Annotated in this window: 18 protein-coding genes and 1 pseudogene; 10 read left to right on the top strand and 9 right to left on the bottom strand. The window is 70.6% G+C overall.

Annotation, left to right across the window (positions count from 1 at the left end; genetic code table 11):
- Positions 1-73: 73 nt before the first annotated feature.
- From pucD to ACFXOM_RS09620, 3 genes are read right to left on the bottom strand one after another with little or no spacing between them, the layout of a single operon-like run.
- On the bottom strand, positions 74-2482 hold the full coding sequence (pucD, locus tag ACFXOM_RS09630; RefSeq protein WP_384946526.1) for a xanthine dehydrogenase subunit D: 2409 nt from the start codon (positions 2480-2482) through the stop codon (positions 74-76).
- Between the two features lie 5 nt (positions 2483-2487).
- A complete protein-coding gene (locus ACFXOM_RS09625; RefSeq protein ID WP_384946601.1) occupies positions 2488-3072 on the bottom strand; it encodes a (2Fe-2S)-binding protein in 585 nt (194 codons plus the stop codon).
- A 2-nt stretch (positions 3073-3074) separates the two neighbouring features.
- Positions 3075-3965 carry an FAD binding domain-containing protein gene (locus ACFXOM_RS09620; protein ID WP_384933221.1) on the bottom strand — a complete coding sequence of 297 codons (891 nt, stop codon included), beginning with the start codon at positions 3963-3965 and terminating at the stop codon, positions 3075-3077.
- A gap of 286 nt (positions 3966-4251) precedes the next feature.
- Between ACFXOM_RS09620 and ACFXOM_RS09615 the strand changes: the two genes are divergently transcribed.
- The 3 genes and pseudogenes from ACFXOM_RS09615 to ACFXOM_RS09605 form a co-directional block, all read left to right on the top strand.
- Positions 4252-5976 (top strand): PucR family transcriptional regulator, encoded by a 1725-nt coding sequence (locus ACFXOM_RS09615; protein WP_384933224.1) that lies wholly within the window; start codon positions 4252-4254, stop codon positions 5974-5976.
- A 373-nt stretch (positions 5977-6349) separates the two neighbouring features.
- A complete protein-coding gene (locus tag ACFXOM_RS09610) occupies positions 6350-7279 on the top strand; it encodes an aldo/keto reductase (protein WP_384933227.1) in 930 nt (309 codons plus the stop codon).
- 59 nt (positions 7280-7338) lie between these two features.
- Positions 7339-7600: pseudogene (locus ACFXOM_RS09605) on the top strand (VOC family protein); the annotation flags it as partial.
- 141 nt (positions 7601-7741) lie between these two features.
- Here ACFXOM_RS09605 and ACFXOM_RS09600 read toward each other — a convergent pair.
- The gene (locus ACFXOM_RS09600; protein ID WP_384933230.1) at positions 7742-8614 is read right to left on the bottom strand and encodes an aldo/keto reductase family oxidoreductase; all 873 of its coding nucleotides are present in this window, start codon (positions 8612-8614) and stop codon (positions 7742-7744) included.
- Between the two features lie 141 nt (positions 8615-8755).
- Between ACFXOM_RS09600 and ACFXOM_RS09595 the strand changes: the two genes are divergently transcribed.
- The 5 genes from ACFXOM_RS09595 (at position 8756) to ACFXOM_RS09575 (ending at position 14476) form a co-directional block, all read left to right on the top strand.
- The gene (locus tag ACFXOM_RS09595) at positions 8756-9193 is read left to right on the top strand and encodes a winged helix-turn-helix transcriptional regulator (protein WP_384933628.1); all 438 of its coding nucleotides are present in this window, start codon (positions 8756-8758) and stop codon (positions 9191-9193) included.
- A gap of 423 nt (positions 9194-9616) precedes the next feature.
- Positions 9617-9757: a hypothetical protein gene (locus tag ACFXOM_RS09590; RefSeq protein WP_384933656.1), complete on the top strand. Its 141-nt coding sequence runs from the start codon at positions 9617-9619 to the stop codon at positions 9755-9757.
- Positions 9758-10318: 561 nt separating this feature from the next.
- Positions 10319-10816: a hypothetical protein gene (locus ACFXOM_RS09585; RefSeq protein WP_385037560.1), complete on the top strand. Its 498-nt coding sequence runs from the start codon at positions 10319-10321 to the stop codon at positions 10814-10816.
- 703 nt (positions 10817-11519) lie between these two features.
- Complete coding sequence (locus ACFXOM_RS09580; protein WP_385037557.1) at positions 11520-13043, top strand: FAD-binding oxidoreductase; 1524 nt, start codon at positions 11520-11522, stop codon at positions 13041-13043.
- A gap of 653 nt (positions 13044-13696) precedes the next feature.
- Positions 13697-14476, top strand: coding sequence for a hypothetical protein (locus ACFXOM_RS09575; protein ID WP_384946531.1), 780 nt, complete (start codon positions 13697-13699; stop codon positions 14474-14476).
- 426 nt (positions 14477-14902) lie between these two features.
- On the opposite strand, the gene ACFXOM_RS09570 is transcribed toward ACFXOM_RS09575, so the two are convergent.
- Both ACFXOM_RS09570 and ACFXOM_RS09565 read right to left on the bottom strand, forming a co-directional pair.
- Positions 14903-16183: a hypothetical protein gene (locus tag ACFXOM_RS09570; protein WP_384933243.1), complete on the bottom strand. Its 1281-nt coding sequence runs from the start codon at positions 16181-16183 to the stop codon at positions 14903-14905.
- Positions 16184-16191: 8 nt separating this feature from the next.
- Positions 16192-17022, bottom strand: a complete 831-nt coding sequence (locus tag ACFXOM_RS09565) for a GntR family transcriptional regulator (RefSeq protein ID WP_384946533.1) — start codon at positions 17020-17022, stop codon at positions 16192-16194.
- Positions 17023-17168: 146 nt separating this feature from the next.
- Here ACFXOM_RS09565 and ACFXOM_RS09560 point away from each other — a divergent pair, with 146 nt between their 5' ends.
- Both ACFXOM_RS09560 and ACFXOM_RS09555 read left to right on the top strand, forming a co-directional pair.
- Entirely contained in the window at positions 17169-18047 is an 879-nt protein-coding gene (locus ACFXOM_RS09560; RefSeq protein WP_384933248.1) for a (2Fe-2S)-binding protein, read from the top strand.
- Between the two features lie 207 nt (positions 18048-18254).
- Positions 18255-19307 carry a DUF2637 domain-containing protein gene (locus tag ACFXOM_RS09555; RefSeq protein WP_384933251.1) on the top strand — a complete coding sequence of 351 codons (1053 nt, stop codon included), beginning with the start codon at positions 18255-18257 and terminating at the stop codon, positions 19305-19307.
- 53 nt (positions 19308-19360) lie between these two features.
- On the opposite strand, the gene ACFXOM_RS09550 is transcribed toward ACFXOM_RS09555, so the two are convergent.
- From ACFXOM_RS09550 to ACFXOM_RS09540, 3 genes are all read right to left on the bottom strand, one after another.
- Complete coding sequence (locus tag ACFXOM_RS09550) at positions 19361-19774, bottom strand: ATP-binding protein (RefSeq protein ID WP_384933253.1); 414 nt, start codon at positions 19772-19774, stop codon at positions 19361-19363.
- Positions 19775-19884: 110 nt separating this feature from the next.
- The gene (locus tag ACFXOM_RS09545) at positions 19885-21627 is read right to left on the bottom strand and encodes a pyruvate dehydrogenase (RefSeq protein WP_384933256.1); all 1743 of its coding nucleotides are present in this window, start codon (positions 21625-21627) and stop codon (positions 19885-19887) included.
- 27 nt (positions 21628-21654) lie between these two features.
- Positions 21655-23112 (bottom strand): protein phosphatase 2C domain-containing protein, encoded by a 1458-nt coding sequence (locus ACFXOM_RS09540; protein WP_384933259.1) that lies wholly within the window; start codon positions 23110-23112, stop codon positions 21655-21657.
- Positions 23113-23409 lie beyond the last annotated feature (297 nt).

Raw genomic sequence — 23409 nt, 5'->3', positions numbered from 1 at the left:
GGGGGCGGTCGCCGCCCGGAGGGCTCTGGGGGGCGGATCCGGGGAAGCGGTTCCCCGGACCCGCCGGGTGGGGTTACGTTCCGGTGAGGTGTTCCGGGCGGACCGGTGTCCTGTTGAGCTCCAGGCCCGTCGCATTGCGGATCGCAGCGAGGACGGCGGGAGTGGACGACAGGGTCGGCGCCTCACCGATGCCGCGCAGCCCGTACGGGGCGTGCTCGTCGGCCAGTTCCAGCACGTCGACCGGGATGGTCGGCGTGTCGAGGATCGTGGGGATCAGGTAGTCCGTGAAGGACGGGTTGCGCACCTTCGCGGTCTTCGGGTCGACGACGATCTCTTCCATCACGGCCACGCCCAGGCCCTGGGTGGTGCCGCCCTGGATCTGGCCGACGACCGACAGCGGGTTGAGCGCCTTGCCCACGTCCTGGGCACAGGCCAACTCGACCACCTTGACCAGCCCGAGCTCAGTGTCCACCTCGACGACCGCGCGGTGCGCGGCGAACGAGTACTGGACGTGGCCGTCGCCCTGACCGGTGACCAGGTCGAAGGGCTGGGTGGGCCGGTGGCGCCACTCCAGTTCCACTTCCACGGCCTCGTCCTCGAGGACCTCGACCAGGTCTGCGAGGACCTCGCCGCCGTCGGTGACGACCTTGCCGTCCTCCAGCAGCAGCTCCGCGGTGGCCCAGGCGGGGTGGTACGAACCGAACTTGCGACGGCCGATCTCCAGGACCTTCTCCCGGACGGCTTCGCAGGAGTTCTTCACCGCGCCGCCGGTGACGTACGTCTGGCGGGACGCCGAGGTGGAACCGGCCGAACCGACCTGGGTGTCGGCGGGGTGGATGGTCACCTGCCCGACACCGAGTTCCGTTCGGGCGATCTGGGCATGGACGGTGATCCCGCCCTGCCCGACCTCGGCCATCGCGGTGTGCACGGTCGCGACCGGCTCCCCGCCCACGACCTCCATGCGGACCTTGGCCGTGGAGTAGTCGTCGAAGCCCTCGGAGAAGCCGACGTTCTTGATGCCGACCGCGTACCCGACACCGCGGACGACGCCTTCGCCGTGCGTGGTGTTGGACAGCCCGCCGGGCAGGGCCCGTACGTCCGCCGCGCCACCGGCGACCTCCCACTGGCGCTCCGGCGGGAGCGGCCGCGCCTTGATACGGCGCAGCAGTTCGGCGACCGGCGCCGGGGAGTCCACCGGCTGTCCGGTCGGCATGATGGTGCCCTGTTCCATGGCGTTGATCTGCCGGAACTCCACCGGGTCCATCCCCAGCTTCGCCGCGAGCTTGTCCATCTGCGCCTCGTACGCGAAGCACGCCTGGACCGCGCCGAAGCCGCGCATCGCACCGCAGGGCGGGTTGTTGCTGTAGAGCGCGATCGCCTCGATGTCGACGTCGTCCACGACGTACGGTCCGACGGAGAGGGAGGAGGCGTTGCCGACGACCGCCGGGGAGGCGGACGCGTAGGCACCGCCGTCCAGCACGATCCGGCACTTCAGGTGGGTGAGCTTGCCGTCCTTGGTGGCGCCGTGCTCGTAGTACAGCTTCGCCGGGTGGCGGTGGACGTGGCCGAAGAAGGACTCGAACCGGTTGTAGACGATCTTGACGGGCTTGCCGGTACGCAGGGCGAGCAGACAGGCGTGGATCTGCATCGACAGGTCCTCGCGCCCACCGAACGCACCGCCGACGCCGGCGAGCGTCATCCTGACCTTCTCCGGGGGCAGGCCCAGGACCGGGGCGATCTGGCGGAGGTCGGAGTGAAGCCACTGGGTGGCGACGTACAGGTCGACGCCGCCGTCCTCGGCGGGCACGGCGAGTCCTGATTCCGGGCCGAGGAAGGCCTGGTCCTGCATGCCGAACACGTATTCGCCCTCGACGATGACGTCGGCGCGCTTGCGGGCCTCCGACACGTCGCCTCGGACGATCGGCTGGCGGTGCACGATGTTCGGGTGCGGGACGTGGCCGATGTGGTGGTCGGTGCGGCCCTCGTGGACCAGGACCGCACCGGGCGCAGTCGCCGAGGCCTCGTCGGTGATGACCGGTAGCTCGGCGTAGTCGATCTTGATTTTGGCCGCGGCCCGCCGCGCGGTCTCCGGGTGGTCGGCGGCGACCAGCGCAACCGGCTCCCCGTGGTGGCGGACCTTCTTGTGGGCGAGGACCGGCGTGTCCTGGATCTCCAGGCCGTAGTTCTTCATCTCGGCCGGCAGGTCGTCGTAGGTCAGCACCGCGTAGACGCCGGGCATCGCGACGGCCTCGGAGACGTCGATCGACCGGATCTCGGCGTGCGCCACGGTGGAGCGCAGCGTCTGGCCCCACAACATGTCCTCGTGCCACATGTCCGAGGAGTAGGCGAACTCACCGGTGACCTTGAGGGTCCCGTCGGGACGCAGCGTGGACTCGCCGATGCCGCCCTTGGCCTGCGAGCCCTGGGTGACCTTGCCGGGTGTGCCCGCCGGGGTGGTGGTGACTCGTGGATTCAGCGCCATGGTGCTCAGACCGCCTCTTCCTGACGGGCGGCCGCGAGGCGGACCGCGTCGAGGATCTTCTCGTAGCCGGTGCAGCGGCACAGGTTTCCCGAGAGCGCCTCGCGGATGTCCGCGTCGGACGGGGAGGCGTTGTGCTCCAGCAGTTCGTCGGCCGCGACCAGCAGCCCCGGGGTGCAGAAGCCGCACTGCACGGCTCCGGCGTCGATGAACGCCTGCTGGATCGGGGAGAGTTCCGTGCCTTCGCCGGTCAGCGAGTCGGACGGCTTCGCCTGCCACTGCTGGGCGGCGTCGAGCGGCGTGCCACACGCCCCGCCGGCACAGCCACCGTGCTCGCCGCGCTGCTTGGCGTAGTCCGCCAGGCCCTCTACCGTGACGACCTCCCGGCCCTCCACCTGGCCCGCGGCGACCAGGCACGAGCAGACCGGCACACCGTCGAGACGAACCGTGCAGGAGCCGCACTCACCCTGCTCGCAGGCGTTCTTGGAGCCCGGCAGACCCAGACGCTCGCGCAGCACGTAGAGGAGGCTCTCGCCCTCCCAGACGTCGTCGGCTTCCTGCTTGCGCCCGTTGACCGTGAAATTGACGCGCATGGTCATGCAGCTCCTTCCAGCGTGCGGCCGGTGCCGCGGTACTGCTCCCAGGTCCAGCCGAGGGTGCGGCGGGCCATGATGCCGACCGCGTGGCGGCGGTACCGGGCGGTGCCGCGGACGTCGTCGATCGGGTTGCACGCGGCGGAGGCGAGCTCCGCGAACTGCTTGGCGATCGAAGGGGTGATGATCTTGCCGCTGTCCCAGAAGCCGCCCTCGTCGAGCGCGGCGTTCAGGAACTCCTCGGCGGTCGTCGCCCGCACCGGGGTGGGGGCGGCCGAACCGATGCCGGTCCGCACGGTGCGGGTCTCCGGGTGCAGGGCGATACCGAAGGCACACACTGCGATGACCATCGCGTTGCGGGTGCCGACCTTGGAGAACTGCTGCGGGCCGTCGGCCTTCTTGATGTGGACGGCACGGATCAGCTCGTCCGGGGCGAGTGCGTTGCGCTTCACTCCCGTGTAGAACGAGTCGATCGGGATGAGACGGGTTCCCCGCACCGACGCGACCTCGACCTCTGCGCCGGCGGCCAGCAGGGCCGGGTGGGCGTCACCGGCCGGGGACGCGGTGCCGAGGTTGCCGCCGACACCTCCGCGGTTGCGGATCTGCGGGGAGGCGACGGTGTGCGAGGCGAGGGCCAGTCCGGGCAGCTCGCCCCTGAGGTTCTCCATGATCCTCGTGTACGGGACGGAGGCGCCCAGGCGGACGTGCTCCTCGCCGACTTCCCACTCGCCCAGCTCAGCGATGCGGTTGAGGTCCAGGAGGTACTCGGGCCTGCGGTGGTCGAAGTTGATCTCGACCATGACGTCCGTGCCACCCGCAATGGGCACGGCTGTGGGGTGCTCGGCCTTGGCGGCGAGCGCCTCCTCCCAGCTGGCGGGGCGAAGGAAGTCCATGAGTGGCTCTTTCTTCTACGTGTTCGGGTCGTTCGCTTGAGGCCCGGGGAGCGGCCGGCCCTGGCTGGAATTCATGTCGTGTTAACGCGGTGTGGCCCAAGTACACAAGCGCCGCCCCACCTGGTGCAGTCACCAAAACCATGAAGGAGTTGGCTGGTCGCCATCCTCGTCTTGTAGATTCGAACGAAAGGAGGGGCTCAGTTACCTTTCTGTTTTCCTCCGGAAACGACTGACACGACACTCAGACCGGCTAACGGCTACAACGAGACAGATCGGCGGCGACGAGATGCGGCTCCGCGCACTGCTGGAAACCGACGCGCTGGGACTGCGGCTGCTCGGCGGCGACGACGAGCTGGACAGGACCGTCCGCGGCGTCATGACGACCGACCTACGGGACCCGAGCCGCTACCTCTCGGGCGGTGAACTGGTCCTCACCGGCCTCGCCTGGCGACGCTCGGCCGAAGACTCCGAGTCCTTCGTACGCATTCTCGCAAGCACGGGCGTCGCAGGGCTCGCCGCCGGCGAAGCAGAGCTCGGCGACATCCCGGACGACCTCGTCGCGGCGTGCGCCAGGCACCGGCTCCCGCTGTTCGCCGTGGACGAGGACGTCGCGTTCGCGACCATCACCGAGCATGTGGTGCGCCAGGTCTCCGGTGAGCGTGCGGGCGACCTTGCCGCCGTCGTGGACCGGCACCGCAGGATGATGACGTCCGGGCCCGCGGGCGGCGGCCCGGAGGTGGTCCTGGACCTGCTGGGCTCCGACCTCGACCTGCACGCCTGGGTCCTCTCCCCCACCGGGCGGCAAATCGCGGGCGCCGGTACGCCGATGCCCGCCGACCTGGGCGCGGAGCTCGCCGCGGTACACCTGGCCGCCACGCGCACCGGACGGCGCCCCCCGCACCGCGCCAGTGCCGCAGGATCCACGTATTCGCTCTTCCCGATCCGCAACAGCGGCCGCGGCGCCACCCCCGCCTCCCGCGACGTCCGCGAGACCGTTCTGTCCGACTGGCTGCTCGCCGTCGAGGCCGACGCCGCCGACTGGCCGGCGGCCCGGCTCGATCTGCTCCAGGGCGTCACCCAGCTGATCGCCGTGGAGCGGGACCGCCGCGACGCCGCCCGCACGGTGCGCCGGCGCCTGGCCCAGGAAGTACTGGAACTCGTGCAGACGGGCGCGGCGCCCGCCGAGATCGCGGCCCGGCTGCGGGTCGCCGCGCCCGTGCTGCTGCCGGGCCTGGGCGCCGCGCCGCTCTGGCAGGTCGTCGTGGCCCGGGTCGACTGGGACCAGCAGGACAGAGCCGCTGCGATGGAGGCCGGCCCGATCGCGCAGTCGCTCCTCGAGGAGATCCTGGTCGACCCGGCCACCGCGGGAACGGACTCCGCCGACCGGATCGCCGTCGCCCACACGGGCGACGAGGCCATCGCGCTCGTGCCACTGCCGTCGGTCGCCGTCCCCACGGCCGGCGGCCTCGGGGACGACCCGGCCGAGGCCGCGGGGAAACTCGGCAGCAGTGAGGCAGGGCTGCACGCCGACGAACTGCTCGTCGCGGTCCGCGACCCGCTGTCCGCCGGTCTGGCCGACGACGGCCGGCTCACCCTGGGCGTCAGCGCGGCCGTCCACTCGGCGGATGGCCTGCGCGGCGCGCTGGAGGAAGCACGTCACGCCCGCCGGGTCGCCGCCGCGCGTCCCGGCCGGGTGTGCGCTGCCGGACACCACGAACTGGCGTCGCACGTCCTGCTGCTTCCGTTCGTCCCCGACGACGTGCGCCGCGCCTTCACGGCCCGGCTCCTCGACCCGCTGCGCGAGTACGACCGCCGCCACCGCGCCGAGCTGATCCCCACGCTGGAAGCCTTCCTCGACTGCGACGGCTCGTGGACGCGCTGTGCGGCCCGTCTGCATCTGCATGTGAACACCTTGCGGTACCGGGTGGGCCGGATCGAGCAGCTGACGGGTCGGGACCTCTCGCGTCTGGAAGACAAGCTGGACTTCTTCCTGGCGCTACGGATGAGCTGAACCGCCGCCCCGGCGACGACGTACCGGCCCGGCACTCGGATCCCAGCCGTCGGGCCCGGGGCGCTCGGTCCCGGCGCGGCGGCGAGGAGCAGGCCGGCGGGGGGGCGCCGCCAGGGCCGGCGCGGAACCGCGGTGTCCGGCACGGCGGGCACCGGCCCCGTCTGTGGGTGCCGGTGCCGCTTGGGCCGGCGCACGAGGACCTGGTCGGGGAGAGGCGACCTCACCGGTGCTCTCCCGCCAGGTCCAACGGCTGTGCGTCAATGGTTGGTTCCCGAGGTGGATGTGACGATTCGCCCACACCGTCGGCCTGTTGCCCCGCATGGCGGCTGCCCCATACTCCAGGACCTGACGAACCAACGGGCGAAGGAGCACGGTGAGCGCAGCAGCGGCAGCAGGGACCTGGAAGCTCGGGGACCTGGGAGTGAATCGCATCGGCTACGGCGCGCTGCGGCTGACGGGCAACGGCATGATGGGGAACTCCGACGGCACGCCGATCGACCGCGATGTCGCCGTCAACCTACTGCACAGCGCGTTCGAGCAGGGCGTCGACCACATCGACACGGCCTCCTTCTACTTCTCGCCGCTACGCTCCGCGAACGAGCTCATCAACCGCGCCCTCTCCTCCTGGAACGGCGACGTGGTCGTGGTGACGAAGGTCGGCCCGGCGCGTGATCCCTCCGGCGAGTGGCTCTCCATGGCCCGCCCCGAACAGCTGCGCGGCCAGGTCGAGGAGAACTTGCGCCAGCTTGGCCGGGACTGTCTGGACGTGGTGAACCTGCGCGCCAACGGCCCCGGCACGACGTCGATCACCGAGCACTTCGGCGCCCTCGCTGAGCTGCGCGAGGCCGGCCTGGTCAGGCACCTCGGGCTGTCCTGTGTCCGACCCGAGCAGGTGACCGAGGCGCAAACGATCGCGCCCGTGGTCTGCGTGCAGAACCCCTACGGCCTCGAGTGGCGCCGCGCCGACGAGAGCGGGCTGGTGGACCTGTGCAGGGAGCAGGACATCGCCTTCGTTCCGTTCTTCGCGGTTTCCGGCCTGCGGCGGGAGGGAGCCGCAGGCCAGGAGCACGATGCGCGCGTCCGCTCCGTCGCCCGCGCCCACCGTGCGACGCCGGCCCAGGTGCGGATCGCCTGGACACTCCACCGCGGTCCGCACGTGCTGGCCATTCCCGGCACCACGAACCCGGCACACCTGGCGGAGAACATCGCCGCTGGAAGCCTGCGCCTGACCGAGGAGGAGCTGGCCCTCCTCGACACGCCGGACGAGGAGACCGCCCGGCCCCCTGCCCACGCTGCCCGGTGAAGGTTCGGTCGAAGGCGACGACGTCACGCCCGTCGCGCCCGTCACGGACATGATCACGCGTGGCCGTCAACCGGGAGGCGGCCGATTTCCCGGCGCACGTCCTGGGGCTTGAGGTCGGGGCCGCGTGGGGCCCGTTCATCCCTGTGGCCACCAGCAACGGGGGCATCCTGGGCTTTGCCGCCGTCTCGGCGGAGTCGATCGTCGTGCAGCACTACGCGTTCCTCATTTCCGACGAGGAGTTCGACGCGGCCCTCGGGTGCATCCGGCACGCCGGGGATCACGTACTACGCCGATCCGCGCCTGAAGCGGCCTGAAGAGATGAGACCTGACGGTTGAGTGATCCGAAGTGATCCAGGTGAGGGCGAGTTGTCCGGGTTGACCCCGGTCGCGGGAAGGCTACCGGGGCCGGAACGTGAACGGTGGCTTGGGTCGTGGCCGGTGAGTCGTTCAGCTCTGGGGCATTCAGCGGCCGATGTCGTCCAGCTCCGTCAAGTCTTCATGAGAGAGGGTGAGGCTCGCGCCGGCGATGTTCTCGTGCAGGTGTGCCGTCGATGACGTGCCGGGGATGAGCAGGATGTTCGGTGATCGCTGCAGCAGCCAGCCCAGTGCGACGGACATCGGTGTCGCCTCCAGTCGAGCGGCGACCGCCGAGAGCTCCGAGGACTGAAGCGGGGTAAAGCCCCCGAGGGGGAAGAAGGGCACGTAGGCGACGCCGTCGGGGGCGAGCCGGTCGATGAGCTTGTCGTCGTGGCGGTGGGCGAGGTTGTACATGTTCTGCACGCACACGATCGGCGCGATGCTCTGTGCCTCGGTGACCTGCTCCTCGGTGACGTTGCTGACTCCGAGGTGGCGGATCAGGCCCTGCTGCTGGAGTTCGACGAGCGTCTCGAACGCCTCGGCGAGCGAGCCGGGCTGGGGACCTTCGGCGTTGCCGAGTCGGAGGTTGACCAGGTCGAGTACGCCGAGTCGGAGGGACGTGAGGTTGTCGTGGACCTGGCGGCGCAGATCTTCGGGTCGCCGGGCCGTGGGCCAGCCGCCCTGTGCGTCGCGGGTCGCGCCCACCTTGGTCACGATGTGCAGCGATTCGGGATAGGGGTGCAGTGCCTCGCGGATCAACTCGTTGGTGACGCGCGGCCCGTAGGCGTCGCTGGTGTCGATGTGGGTGATACCGACGTCGACCGCTTCACGCAGAAGGGCCAGGGCACCCTCGCCGTCGGCGGGCGGCCCCATGACCCATGGGCCGGCCAGTTGCATGGCGCCGTAGCCGAACCGGGTGACGGTCAGGTCACCCAGAGTCCAGGTGCCGCCGGGAAGGGAGGGGGAGGGGGTGCTCATCTTGTTGCCTTTCGTCGTGCACTTGGGGGGTGGCGCCTGCTGCCTCCCTGCACCAGCATTGGAGAGAAACTTCCTGCCGGGAAGTAGGCACTTCGGAGTGCGTAACCCACCCATCGGTGAGAGGTGCGATCAGTGACGACGATGAAGGCGGTCCAGAAGAGGGCTCAGGCCAAGGCGGAGTACAACGCCTTCCTGGCAGAGTGCCCCAGTCGGCAACTGCTCGACCGAATCTCGGACAAGTGGGTCGTCCTGATCCTGTGTGCACTGGGCGGCGACGACAGCCCTGACCAGCCCGGTGCAGCACACGCAGACGCTCCGAAAGCGATGCGCTACTCCGAGATCTCTCGCCTTCTGGCCGGGGTCAGCCAGAAGATGCTGACCCAGACGCTACGGTCACTGGAACGCGATGGCCTCCTCACCCGCACCGCGACGCCAACCGTCCCTGTCACCGTCTCCTACGAGCTGACCGACCTCGGCCTCTCGCTCCACCACATGACGCGCGGGCTCAGGAACTGGGCGCAGACACACATGGCCGAGGTCCTCGCAAACCGCGACAACCACGACGCCCGCACCTCCTGACGACTCGCATCCAACCGTGCAACAGCTCTACGGCCCGCTTCGAAGCCGGCGTGTGCCGCCCCAACGGCGTGACCGTTCCCCTCGGAGTGATCCCGAGGGTGTCGACCCCGAGCTGTATTTGTGGACCGGCCGCCCGGTCGGCGAGGGCGTGACGACTTCGATCGTGGGCGCGGTGCTGCCGCGCGAGCACGTCTCCGAGGCGATCGCCCCCTGGCAACCGGCCTTCGAGGGATACCCGGACGCGCGACGCGTCACCAGGTCACGCTTCCAGACCGCCCAGGCGTACGGCCTGACCGTCAGTGACCCTCGGATCGGGCCGGTCGACGGTCAGGAGGGATCCGCGACGTCCAGCACCGGTACGAACAGGCCGGCGTCCTCCTCGCCCTGGGCGGCGAAGGGTTCAGCCTCCCCCTCGTCGAGGGCATGGCCAAGGACCTGCCCGCCCGCCATGAGGTCCGCGGCGCGTACGCACTGAAGACCTGGCGCCTCCTGCGGAAGCCGCGATGCGGCACCACCCGCGTCACCGACGTCGTTCGAGTAGTCCTCGCCCTGGCTCCGACCTGATCGAACTGAGGTCGGAGAGGGCTCACCCTCGCTCGCGAGGTGCCTTGCTTGGGACTGATGCGGGCGCAGGAACTCCCGTCATTCCAGGTCGGCGGGTGTCTCTGCTCTTTCCTTGCTCCAGGGCCGACCGTCGCACGGTGGGTGCAGGCTCAGATCCTCCTGTGTTTCTTATGGGTTTCCTGTGCCTTGTGGTCTCTCTGTTGCCTGGGACGGCCGTCCATACGTACGTTCCGGATGACGTCGGCGGCCAAGTACGGCGTGAACGAACCGAAGGGCGACCGAGCGGGGGGCTCTCGGTCGCGTGACCGGCCTTCCTGCCACGCGGTCGAGGCGGCCGGCCCGGCCATGCTCCACCTACCGGTGAGGTAACTTCCGATGTATCGAATCCGTGCTGCCATTCTGTGTCTCCTGTTCTCTTCTTCGGCTGCCGCCTGCACGGCGGGAGCCGATTCACAAGGAGTGGATCAGGCAGACGGATCGGAAACCACGTACCAAATCGACGTCTGGGCTGACAACTGGATGGCGGTCCATGTCGATGGTTCACCGGTCGGAGAGGACTCCGTGCCGATCACGACCGAACGTTCTTTCAATTCCGAGACGTTCACGTTCACGGCCACGGCTCCGTTCACGGTCGCGATCGAGGCGAAGGACTACAAGGAGACGGATTCGGGACTCGAGTACATCGGCACGGAAAAGCAGCAGATGGGCGACGGCGGCCTGATCGCACAGATCACGAACACCGAGAACGGGGAAGTCGTCGCAGTGACGGACTCCTCCTGGTCCGCCCTTGTCGTGCAACGCGCCCCGCTCAACACCGCGTGCGAGCAGAGCAACGACCCCACCTCGTGCGAGTCCGAGACCCTCGACACGCCGGAGAACTGGACGAGTGCCGACTTCGACAGCGCACCGTGGGCGTCGGCAACGGAGTGGACTGCCGACGAGGTCGGGCCGAAAGAGGGATACGCCGACGTCGACTGGGACGCCGGCGCCAAGCTGATCTGGGGTTCCGACCTCAAGGTGGACAACACAATCCTCTTCCGCAAGGAAGTCGGCGAGTGACGTGCCTCCAGCGTGCCCAGGGCTGTTCCAAAGTCCTCCGGGGGTTGCAGGGCAGCTGCAAGTTCCGTGGCCGTGTGGTGAGTTCGGGTAGCTGCTGGCTTGGGGCGGGCAGAGGTGCGGGCACGGGCTTCGTGATCATCGTGGTGTCCGAACACTCCCGATCCTGCGCATCTTCAACAACCCGGACCCTCAGGGAACTTGATCAAGCCCTGCATTCTCGGCGCTACACCCTCAACCGCGAAGAGCCCACTGAAAGCCGGGTAGGGAAGAATGTGCGCACTGACTTCATGTTCGAAGCCGGGTTCTGCACACAATTCACCCGCTCCGCACTCACCGCTAAGAATTGACGGAAGGGAACTTCGACGACCTGCTCCGTAGCACCCAAGGGAAGTCGCCTCCTCAAGTCGTACGCAACCCGAATTCGACTCCATTGCCGGCAGCACGGCAGAGTGATCATCATGCCGGCAATATGATCACCGAGTCCCGTCAAACTCTCCGGACGAGATCACTCAGACCTCTCGCACCCATCATTTTCCGAAATTCCGCTACCGCTCCTCATAGGCGTGTCGGGTCACCCTGCCATGGTCGCCCTCCTGTTACCTTGCGGCTCCGAGGATTGCCCACAAGGAGCTGAACACGCCGGCCTGCGGACAAGATTCTCCTCAGCCGAGTACTGGCGCAGCCCGGCCGGGAGGATGCAATCATGCACGAACTTTCTCGTCGCGGAGTGCTCAGGGCGACTGCTGCCGTTGGTGCCGGAGCAGTCGCCCTCCCCGGCATTTCGACCGCGGAAGCACCGGCCGTGAGCGCCGCGGACAAGGGGCCCGGAGGCGTGAGATGCGGTCCGGCGACGCTGACCGGTCGCATTGTCCGTCCCAACGACGCCGGGTACGCGAGTGCGAGCCTCGGCTGGGACGAGCTCTTCGTTCACTACCCGCTGGTCATCGTCTACGCCCAAAACACCCAGGACGTGGTCAACGCCCTCACGTGGGCCCGCCAGCACAACGTCGCGCTACGGGTCCGCAGCGGCCGCCACAGCCTTGAGGGCTGGTCGAACGTGGACAACGGCATCGTGATCGACGTCAGCGAGTTGAAGTCGGTTCACATCGACGCTCGCTCTCATGTCGCGACCGTCGGAGCCGGGCTCACCCAATTGGAGGCGGTGACCGCGCTCGCGAAGCAGAACCTCGCGGTGACGACCGGATCGGAGGGCACCGTAGGGCTGTCCGGCGCGACGCTCGGCGGCGGCTTCGGCTTCCTCAACCGCTGGATCGGCATGGCATGCGACAGCCTGATCGGGGCTGAGGTCGTCGTCGCGTCGGGGACCGAGTGCGCCAAGGTGGTCAGGGCGGACCTGAGGCACAACGCGGATCTTCTCTGGGCGCTCCGCGGCGCGGGAAACGGCAACTTCGGGATCGTCACATCACTTACCTACAACGTGACTCCGCTCAAGAGCGTCGCCTACGTGCAGGCGACGTGGAGCGGCCTCGGCGACCTGCACGCGGTATTCGACACGTGGCAGCGTACGGCGCCGATCGCTGACAACCGCCTCGGAAGCCAGCTCGAGGTCCATAGAAACGAGATCCTGCTGTTCGCGGTTCTCGCGGAAGGGTCGGAGGCGGAGGCGAGGAATCTGCTTGCCCCGATCCTGTCGGTCGGCAGCCCCGCCGTCTCGACGCAGATCGGCAACTGGGGCGACGTGTACAACGGATTCCAGATTCCAACCCAGGCCGATCCAGCGAACTGGAAGTTCTTCTCGCAGTTCACCAGCAAGCCGTTCCCGGAGCAGGCGATCAGCCTGATCGGCTCGTTCATGGAGAACGCCCCGTCCGATGCCAGTAACTTCTTCACCCAGTCCTTCGGTGGGGCGGTGAGGAGGAGTCCTCGTGGCGGTACAGCGTTCCCTCACCGCGACGCGATTTTCTACTCCGAGCCCGGCGCCGGTTGGGGGACTCGCGGACAAGCGGGCAGCGGCGACGCGATCACCCCGCAGGCCCAGGCCTGGATCGCCGAATTCAGTCAGGCGCTGCGGCCCTACGTGAACGGCGCCTACGTCAACGTGCCGAACGTCGGGATGCAGGAGTGGGAAACCGCCTACTGGGGGGACAACTTCGACCGACTGCGCGAGATCAAGGCGAAGTACGACCCCCACAACGTCTTCCAGTACGAGCAGAGCATCCCGCCCGCGTCATGCCGGACCGACAGGCCGGGGCACGGGCGCCCCTGACCCACGGCAGGTCCGCCCGTGCTCGTAGCGGCTGTTCAGCGGCGGGGGCGGGACGGGTGCGGGCGCGAGGCCGAACGCCTCGTCCATGGGGTGTGACGTCACGCCGCAACGGGACGGCGCTTCGGCCACGGCTGACGACGCGGGCCCCGGCAGGGCTCCCGAGCCTTGTCGGCCTCGCCGTCCGACCACTTCGCCCGCTCCGGGGACAGCCGGGTCGCGCGGATGGCCCGGGGCGTGCGACGACCCGCGCCGTAGCGGTCCGTCACCTTCGGGGCGGCTGCGGCCGGGCCGGGAGCCCATGGGCGGCCCTCCGTGGCGTGGACCCGGGTACAGGGGCCCGGGCGAAGGACGGCATCCGTGCTGCCCGCGCCTCCTGCCGTCACCCCTGCTCGGCACCACGCAGAACAGCTGTGGGGCGACCCACCCCCTGGATGTCAATGTGCATACACATTCATTCACCCACAAGGAGGAAGGAGGGTCGGGCGTCCCCCTCTGCGACACCCGGCGGAATGCCACTGATCACCACGATCACGCGCCGGCCAAACCCCGGGGCGATTGTGAATTCATTCACCAGACCCCTTGGCCAGGCATGCCTATCCATGCTGAGATTCGGACTGACTCAACAGCACAATGGCGCGCTCGGGGAGGGCAACGTGGCGCATACCGCCATGTCTGGTTCCGGAACGACATCAGCTGACGATCCACTCCAGACCGCGGTATGGCGGCTGCGCTCGCGCGGCTGTTGGGCTGATGCCGCCGCGCTGCTGGCCCCACACTCCGCATCCCCCACACTGACCTTGCAGCGCGCCGCCCTGCTGGTGGAACGCTGCCTGTTCACGGGCACCGGCTGGGCCGACGCAGAAGACGCCCTGCGCAGCGCGGAGGCCGCGGCACGCGACGATGACGAACGCGGCGCGGCGGCCTGCGAGCGCGGACAACTCGCCTACGCCTCGACCGTGCTGGGCGTGCGCGACCGCGCCGACGAGGCCCGCGCAGCCCTCGGCCGCGCGGCGGCACTGCTCGCCCCGGACGCCGCTGGGCGCCCGCTCCTCGACTTCCGCCGCGGCCTCGTCGCCGAACACCTCGCCGACTCACCTCAGGCAGCGCGGGCCGCCTACCACCGCGCCCACGCGGGGGCCATCACGCACGGGGACACCCTGTTGCTGTCCTTCACCTGGCGCCACCTCGCCGCGCTCGCCCTGCGCGACGGCGAAGTGGCCGAGGCCAGGCACGGATTCTCCGAGTCACTGCGGATCCGCGAGGAACTGGGGTACCTCATCGGCACGGCACCCGCGCTGACGGCCCTCGCCGACACCGAACCGGAGCCGGAGGCAGGACGCCTACGGGCCGAGGCCGCCCGGCTGTTCCGCCTCCTCGGAGGCGTGCCGACGTGGCTGGCGGACCAGTTGACCCCGCCGGCCCCGGCAGCCTGACGTCACCCCGCCGGCCCCGGTCGCCTGCGATCGTCCCTGCGAGGACGGGACCCAACCCGTACAGGGGACACCGCGATCCACCTGTTCGACGTGGCGGAAGACGCACCCGGACACTCCTCGTGGAGGACCGCCTTCGGTGTCCTGGTGGGAACGCTCGTCGCGGCAGCGATCCTCGGGGGCTGGTGGTGGCCCCGGGGGTTCGGCTTCGGCTGGGTCTCGGTCAAGGCCGGGGTCGAGGTCGGACGAACTCCCCCGTCGCTGTGGGTGGCGGGACGCCGGCCTCCGCGCCGCGAGCTCGACGCAGAGGCCGGACCGCGACGGAGGCCGGGGCGGGCAACGCACCAACGGCGGGAGCGCGCACCGGGCCGGCAGACGGGACACGCTGAACGGAGTGCCGGCCGAGCAGAGTGCCGGGGCGTACGGCCCTCAGTGCCGGAATCGCGCCGTGAGGCGGACCAGTGAGTCATCCGTACCGACGACGACCGACCGCTCGCCGTCCAGGGCCACCGCACGAACCGGCGGCCCCGGGCGGAAGTCGACGGCCCGGCGCCCGTCGAGGTCGTGGAGCTCCACCAGGCCGTCCGCCCAGGCGACCGCCAGTGAGGCGCCCCCGCCGGAGAGTGCGGCCACGGGACAGTCGCGCCGTGCGACGACCTCGCCCGCCGGCGGCCCGCCCGGCGCCCACGAACGCACCGTGCCGTCCGCACCCCCACTGCAGACAGTCGGCACGCAACTGCCGGTCACGGCCAGGGCGGTGACCCTGCCGCGGTGCGGTGACGCCTGGTCCAGGCCGTCGGGACCGAACGCGTGCAGCGAGCCGTGCCGGTCGCCGACCAGTACGAGACGGTCGGTTGCGGCCAGCGCGGTACCCGGGTGCTCCGCCAGTGTGGCCGCGACCGCTTCCGCGAGGGGCGTGCGCCCATGGGCATGCAGGCGGCCGCTCTCGTCCAGCATCAGCAGGGTGCCGTCGGGCAGCGGCGCAAGTACCGTGATCCGTACGGGCATCCGCACGGAACGGTCCGCGGGCACGGCGTTCTCCGGGCGCAGCGAACGGATCGTTCCGCGCTGGTCGGCCACCAGAAGATGCTCCGCCCAGCGGCCGGTACCACGGGCCAGCGCGGCCACGGGTCCGGGCCAGGGCGGGCTGAGGTCGCCGCGTACCCGGGTCCAATCGGTCCGCCACGGGGCGTCGGCGGCGAGCTCTGCCAGGGCGGGGCGCAGCCGCGGGTCTGCGTCGTCGCCGAGTGCGGCAAGGAGGACGAGGGCCCGTTCCGCCGCCGGCTGGTCGCGCACCAGGGACTGACCGGCCCTGAACCACGCCCTCCGCAGGCCGCTGCTGCCATCGGCGGGCGCTCGGTCTTCGTACGCTGCCGTCACCCGTGCCGGGTGCGCGGCGCACACCGCCGCCGGATCGTCCAGGTCGAGCGGGGCGGCCTCCGCGCCGTACCCGGTGCCGGTGGCCGCGGCGGGACCGGTGTGGAGCTCGACGTCGCCCACCGACCGCAGCGCACGGACGAGCCCCTCGACCCCGTCCGGGTCGTGGGCGGACTGCAGGTCGGACAGCGCCACGACCGTCCTCCGCGGAGCGGACGCCAGGGCACCGATCAGCTCTCCGGGGGTGCGTGCCACCACTCCGAGCTGGTTGGCGAGGGCCCACACCGTGCCCGTCACTCCCTGGCCTGCAAGGGGGACCACCGCGTCCGGCACGGTCGGCCTCAGCGTTCCGCGCCCGCGAAATGCTCCCGCACCAGCGTGTTCACCACGGCGAGGTCCTGGGCGATGAGCGCTTCCAGCAGCGCCGAGTGCTCGGCCGCGTCGGCGACGAGCAGCGCGCGGTCGGGGATGCCCGGCGGGAGCCGGGGCGCGGCCGAAGGGTGGCTGACGAGGGGCCACTGGGAACGGCGGTGGAGATCGTCCGCGACGGCGACCAGTTGGTCGTTGCCCGCGAGGGAGAGCACGGCACGGTGGAAGGCACGGTCCGCCTCGGCGTAGTCGGCCCGGTTCCCGCTCGCCGCCGCGACGGCGGTCGCCTCGGCGAGGGGCCACAGCTCCGCCCACCGGTCGGCCGGCACCGTCCGGGCCAGTCGCAGCATCACGGGGACTTCGAGCAGGGCCCGCACCTCGGCGAGCTCGGCCAGCTCGCGGGCGCTGCGGCTGACGACGCGGAAACCGCGGTTGGGGACGACCTCGACGGCGCCTTCGAGCGCGAGCTGCTGCATCGCCTCGCGCACCGGGGTGGCGGAAACTCCGAAGCGTTCACCGAGCACGGGTGCCGAGTACACCTCGCCCGGGCTCAGCTCGCCGCTGACGAGGGCGGTGCGCAGGGCCTGGAGGACCTGCCCGCGGACCGAGTGGCGCCGGACGGCGGTCGCGGGCGCCGGGGGCTCGGCGTGGGTGTGCTCGCCGCGGACGGGCTCCCCGGGCCGCCGTGTGGCGGGGACCGCCGGGGTCCGGCCGGGTACCTGCTGTGCGTGTGCCTGCCCGGGGATACCGGCGGACGCGTACGGCCGGGCCGCGGCGGGACCGCGCGCTCTGCCCTGCTCCACTCGGGTCCTCCTCCGGGCTCGGTACGGGCCCGGCGCGCCGCACGGGCCCCCAGTGCACGATAGGCGGACACCGCCGGAGTTCAAACCTCGATCATTCTGGGTAAGGTAAGCCTTACCTGAAAACGATCGCGATCGGTGGTCCCTCCATGGCCCTCCACGCCGCTCCCCCCAGCTCGCGACGCGCGGCCCCCACTCCCCTCGGCGAGGCGTACGCACGCCTGACTGCCGTCTTCCCCGGCCTGCGCGTCCTGGAGCTCACGGACGGCGAGGAGACTCCGCGCGGGAACGGCTGGATCGCCGCCGCGGACCTCGCGGCCGGCGGCGTCGCCCTGGACGGGTTCTTGGAATGGGACGGCGCGCAGCTGCGGCGCGACTACGGGCAGGCGGCCCGGCCGGACGTGATCGCGAGCCTCGGACTTCACCGCTACGCCTGGGCCGCCAGCCTGCTGATCACCGTCCCCTGGTTCCTGTGCCGGCGGGTGCCGCGGCCGACCGTAGCGGACGTGTCCGTCCAGCGGACGCACGGCCGGATGGCCGTGCGGGCCCGTGACGTCGCGTGCCTCCCCGGTGACCCCGTGGCCTCACTGCCCGGGATCCGGGTCGTAGCGGACGAGGAGGCACTGCGCAACGAGGTGCGGGAAGCCACCGCCGGGCACCTCGGACCGATCCTCGATGCCTTCGGCCCGAGGATGCGGCGCGGCAGACGGGCCCTGTGGGGCATGGCCACCGACGAGGTCGTCGAGGGCCTCTGGCACATCGCCCGGCTGCTGGGCGAGGAGCGCCGCGCGACGGCCGAGCTCGAGGCGCTCCTTCCGGGCGGTACCGGCCCCTATGTCGGCGCCGCCGGGTTCCGCGAGCTGACCGGTCCCGCCGGCGGGGCACCGACGGGTCCGTCCGGCGGGCCGCCACCCACGCGCGACCGGGTCAGCTGCTGCCTCTTCTACACGCTGCACCCGACGGGCACCTGTGCCACTTGCCCCCGCAAGTGCGATGCCGAGCGGAACCGTCGTCTCGGCGCCTCGTGAGTGCCACTGCCCCGGTCGTGCCGGACCGGAGTACAGAATTCGAACTCATGCCCCTCGCCATGAAGTGCGTTCGAGCGGAACGCCCCGATCCGTGCGCACAACGGCCCCCTTGGTGTCCTCTTGCCCCGAAACCCCCAGACCGCCACGGGACTTCGGCCAATATGACGCCGGACACGCCCTAACGCGATGCAGATGCAAGGGACACGCATGAGACTGACCGACATATCGCTGAACTGGCTGCTCCCGGGTGGCGTGATGCTCGCGGGAGTCGTCGCGGCGGTGGCGGTGCTCGCGCGCAGCAAGCGCGCCGGTGACGACTCCAAGGCCGACGACTCCTGGGAACGCAGTGAGGAACGCCGCAGGCGCAAGGAGGCGGTGTACGGCACGGCTTCCTACGTTCTCCTCTTCTGCTGCGCCGCGGTCGCAGCGGCCCTCTCCTTCCACGGCCTGGTCGGTTTCGGACGGCAGAACCTGAACCTGTCCGGCGGTTGGGAGTACCTGGTCCCCTTCGGGCTCGACGGAGCCGCCATGTTCTGCTCGGTCCTGGCCGTGCGCGAGGCCAGCCACGGCGATGCGGCGCTCGGCTCGCGGCTGCTCGTGTGGATGTTCGCCGGGGCGGCGGCCTGGTTCAACTGGGTCCACGCACCCCGCGGGTTGGGGCACGACGGTGCGCCGCACTTCTTCGCCGGCATGTCACTGTCCGCCGCAGTGCTCTTCGACCGCGCGCTGAAGCAGACCCGTAGGGCCGCGCTGCGCGAGCAGGGTCTGGTGCCGCGTCCGCTGCCGCAGATCCGGGTGGTGCGCTGGCTGCGGGCTCCCCGCGAGACGTTCGGTGCCTGGTCGCTGATGCTCCTGGAGGGCGTCCGCACACTCGACGAGGCTGTCGACGAGGTCCGCGAGGACCGGCGGCAGAAGGAGCAGAACCGGATGCGCAGGCGGGACCGGGAGAAGCTGGAGCGCGCCCGCCTCAAGGCACTCAACCGGCAGCACCGGGCGTGGGGGCGTGCGCGCGGCGGACGTCAAGTGGACGTCACGGGCACGGCCGGCCCTGCGGGCTCCCCTCCATCGATGGGCCAGCTCGCGGAGCCTGCCATACACGAGCCGGAGCAGCTGCCTGTGCACCCCCGGCCCTCCCTCCAGGCCGTGAGGGCCGCTGAACCCGTCACCGTCGACCTCACCGCCGAGGACGACACCCAGACGCTGCCGCGTCTCGACTCCCTCGAGCAGAAGCTCAAGCATCTTGAGCAGCAGTTCGGTTGATGAATAGGTCACGGCTCGGGCGAGAGGGTACGGCGGGCGGGCGGATCACCGGATCACGCCCTCCCGCCGTTCAGTTCGAACCACACCACCTTGCCGGGTCCCTGTGCCCACACCCCCCACGAGTCCGCGAGGCTCTGGACCAGGACGAGCCCCCTGCCGTGGGGGTTTTCGTCCGACGGGGCGCTCACTCGCGGCTCGTACGCCCCCGTCGTGAAGTCCCGCACCTCGACACGGAGTCCGGCCGGAGCGACGGTGGCCGTCACCACGGCTCCGTCCTCCGTGTGGATCAGCGCGTTGGTCACCAGCTCACTGGTCAGCAGCTCGGCCACCTCAGCCGAGCCGGGGTCACCCCAGTGTCCTAATAAGGCGCGCAGAGCGCGCCGCACCTCCGGAACGGCCCTGAGATCCGCGCGCGCCACACGACGACGCAACTGCGCACCCTCGGACCCTTCCTGACGTTTCGTCATCATCCCCCACCGCACGTCGGAACGGTCCTTTCCCGAGACCTTCGCCGGACTGGCGCTCCTGACATGCATGCCCCACCCGGGTGGCGCCACGCATCGGGTTTCACCCGGCGTCACGGGCGCGGCACGTTCCGCAGGTTGGAGCGGGCCATCTGGACCATCCGGCCGACTCCGCCGTCCAGCACGATCTTGCTGGCCGACAGCGCGAAGCCGGTCACCATCTCCGCACTGATCTTCGGGGGGATGGACAGCGCATTGGGGTCGGTGACGACGTCGACCAACGCCGGGCCCGGGTGCGAGAAGGCGTCCTTCAGCGCGCCGGCGAGTTGCCTGGGCCTCTCCACCCGCACGCCGTGGGCGCCCGCTGCACGCGCGATGGCGGAGAAGTCCGGGTTGCGGTTCGTCGTCCCGTACGACGGCAGCCCCGCGACCAGCATCTCCAGTTCCACCATGCTCAGCGAGGAGTTGTTGAAGAGGACGACCTTGACCGGAAGGTCGTACTGGACGAGGGTGAGGAAGTCGCCCATCAGCATGGCGAACCCCCCGTCCCCCGACATCGAGACGACCTGCCGGCTCCGGTCGATCAATTGCGCCCCGATGGCTTGGGGCAGGGCGTTCGCCATCGAGCCGTGACTGAAGGAACCGATGATGCGACGCCTGCCGTTGGGCGTGAGATAGCGGGCCGCCCACACGTTGCACATCCCCGTGTCCACGGTGAACACCGCATCCTCGTCGGCGAGTTCGTCGAGGACTGAGGCCACGTACTCGGGGTGGATCGGGACGTGCTTCTCCACCTTGCGGGTGTAGGCCCTGATCACGCCTTCCAGGGCGTCGGCGTGCTTCCGGAGCATCTTGTCGAGGAACCGCCGGTCGTTCTTCAGCCGCACCCGCGGAGTGAGGCAGCGCAGGGTCTCTCGGACGTCGCCCCAGACCGCGAGGTCCAGCTTGGAACGACGGCCGAGGTGTTCCGGACGGACGTCGACCTGGGCGATCCTGACGTCGTCGGGGAGGAACGCGTTGTACGGGAAGTCCGTGCCGAGGAGGATCAGCAGGTCGCACTCGTGGGTGGCCTCGTACGCGGCCCCGTAGCCCAGCAGACCGCTCATACCGACGTCGTACGGATTGTCGTACTGGATCCACTCCTTGCCGCGGAGCGCATGACCGACGGGGGACTTGACGCGCTCGGCGAACTGCATGACCTCGGCGTGCGCCCCGGCCGTACCGCTTCCGCAGAAGAGCGTTACCCGGTCTGCGTCGTCGATCATCCGTGCGAGTGAGTCGATCTCGGCGTCCCCGGGGCGCACCGTCGGGCGGCTGGTGACCAGGGCGTGCTCGATGGACTTCTCCGGTGCCTGGTGGGCGGCGATGTCACCCGGGAGCGACACGACGCTGACGCCGCCGCGGCCGACGGCGTGCTGGATGGCCGTCTGGAGCAGCCGCGGCATCTGGGCCGGGTTCGAGATCAACTCGCAGTAGTGGCTGCACTCGCGGAACAACTGGTCGGGGTGCGTCTCCTGGAAATAGCCGAGGCCGATCTCGGAGGAGGGGATGTGCGAGGCGAGGGCGAGCACGGGGGCCATCGACCGGTGGGCGTCGTAGAGGCCGTTGATGAGGTGCAGGTTGCCCGGGCCGCACGATCCCGCACAGGCGGCGAGCCGTCCCGTGATCTGAGCCTCGGCGCCCGCTGCGAAAGCGGCGGTCTCCTCGTGGCGGACCTGGACCCATGCGATGGACGCGTTGCGGCGCACCGCGTCGACGACCGGATTCAGGCTGTCGCCCACCACCCCGTACAGCCGCTCCACCCCGGCCCTGGCGAGGATGTCGACGAACTGCTCCGCGACGTGCTTCTTGGCCATGGGTCCATCTATCCACGGCCCGTGCGGTTACGCCTCCCAGACGGCGCAGGCCGTACGGTCGTCGGCGTAACCCTTCACCCTGAGCTGGGCATCGGCGAGGAAGGCGGCGAGGCCGGGCGGCGGCCCGCCCGCCCAGCGCCCTGCCAGTTCCGCCGCGAGCCCGGTCTCGCCGCGCAGCGGCTCGGCCATGCCCGCGCTGCACAGCAGGAGGACGTCGCCCGGGCGGGCCACCGAGGCGCGGAAACGGAAGGGGTCGGCGGGCGGCGGGGCGGGAGCCTCGACGAAGGGGGCGGGCGGCGTGGCGACCCCGAAGTCCATGGTGAGCCGGTCCCCCTCGAGGGTCTCGGACGCCGACGAACCGTATCCGACGACGGGTTCCCCGGTGACGGCGGACGGCTCGGGGACGGAAGGTTCGATGTCCTGCCATGCGCCGTCACGGAGCCGGAAGAGCCCGCCGTCCCCGACGCCGAAGAAGACCCGGGTGCGGCAGGCGGGATCCGCTGGGAGCAGGAGGCATCTGAGACTCGCCGCGTACTCCTCGGGGGCCACGCCCTGTTCCGCGGCACGGGCACGGAGCTTGCCCAGGGAACGGTCGGTGAGCCGGTGCAGCCCGGACTTCAGGTCGCCACGGCGGCCCGCCCTGATGTCCTCGGCCAGCCGGACGTGACTGCGTCCCACCGCTCCGCCGATCCAACGACAGGCGTCCCCGGCAGCCCGGTGCGCGCCCTCCGTGGCACGCGTCCCGGTCGCCACCGCCACCAGCAGCAGTGCGCTCTCGCCCCCACCGAACCGCGCCGTGAGCAGTGCGTCGCGCCGCAGCTCGCCGCGGTAGCGCGCCGAGTCCCCGCGCACCGAAGCGGCGCGCAGCGTGTACGTCCCGTAGCGCGCGCCGTCGAGCACGGTGTCCGCAACGAGTTCGTCCAGTTCCTGCGGGTCCGTGGCCGGCAGTGCGGTGGGCTCGGCCTCGTAGGTCGGCGGACGGTCCCCGATGTACCCGATGCGCGGCCGAGGCGGCCCGGACGACGACCGTTCCCCGCGCGCCGCGGCGCCAGCGGGCACGACGTGCTCTCGCCCGGTGCCCGACGGCGCGTCACCGGCGGGCGCGGCGTCCGGCGGCGCGGGGCTGACGGAGGGGGGCGGCGGCGTCTCTCCGGGCGCCGGGGGGTGGGGGGACGGGGGCCCGCCGGACTCCGTCGACGAGTGTGCGGGAGCTGCGGGCGCCTTCGGGCGGTGTGTCGGCGCCTCCCACGGTGCGCGGCTCCCTACGGGCGACGGCGAGGGAGACGGGTCCCACCACTGTCCGGTGCGCTCCTCGACGGGCGCGCCCGGAGCCGGGACGACACCGACCGTGTCGACCGCGGAGTCGTAGCGATCGTCGAGGGTGTCGCCCGCTGAGGGAGCGGGGCCCGCGTCCAAGGCGGCATCGTCGTACAGCCGGCTCCACCAGTCGTCGCCGGCGGTCGGCGTCTCCCCCTGCTGACTCATGCCCCCTATTGTCGACCGCACCGGCCGCACGACGACGGCGCATTGCGAAAAATGAACCCGTAGTGCGCCCTGCGCGCGTCGGCGAGGTACCGCCGTTCCCTGCGGGCCCGCGACCCGACACCGTTGCGCGCGGCGGCAGCACGCCGTACGGCCCCGCCGGCACGGCCCACCCCGAGCAGGCGATGGCTTCGCGGCACCGGCCCGGTGCGCGCCGTGCACGACGCCGGATGCATGATGCTCCCAACATGATTTTTCGACCCACGGCAGGACAAGACACTTATGTCAGGAGGGCGTTGG

Origin of the sequence: Streptomyces sp. NPDC059169 (assembly GCF_042755225.1) — a bacterium.
Classification (GTDB): Bacteria; Actinomycetota; Actinomycetes; order Streptomycetales; family Streptomycetaceae; genus Streptomyces.
This window is presented reverse-complemented; position numbering and strand designations above follow the sequence as displayed.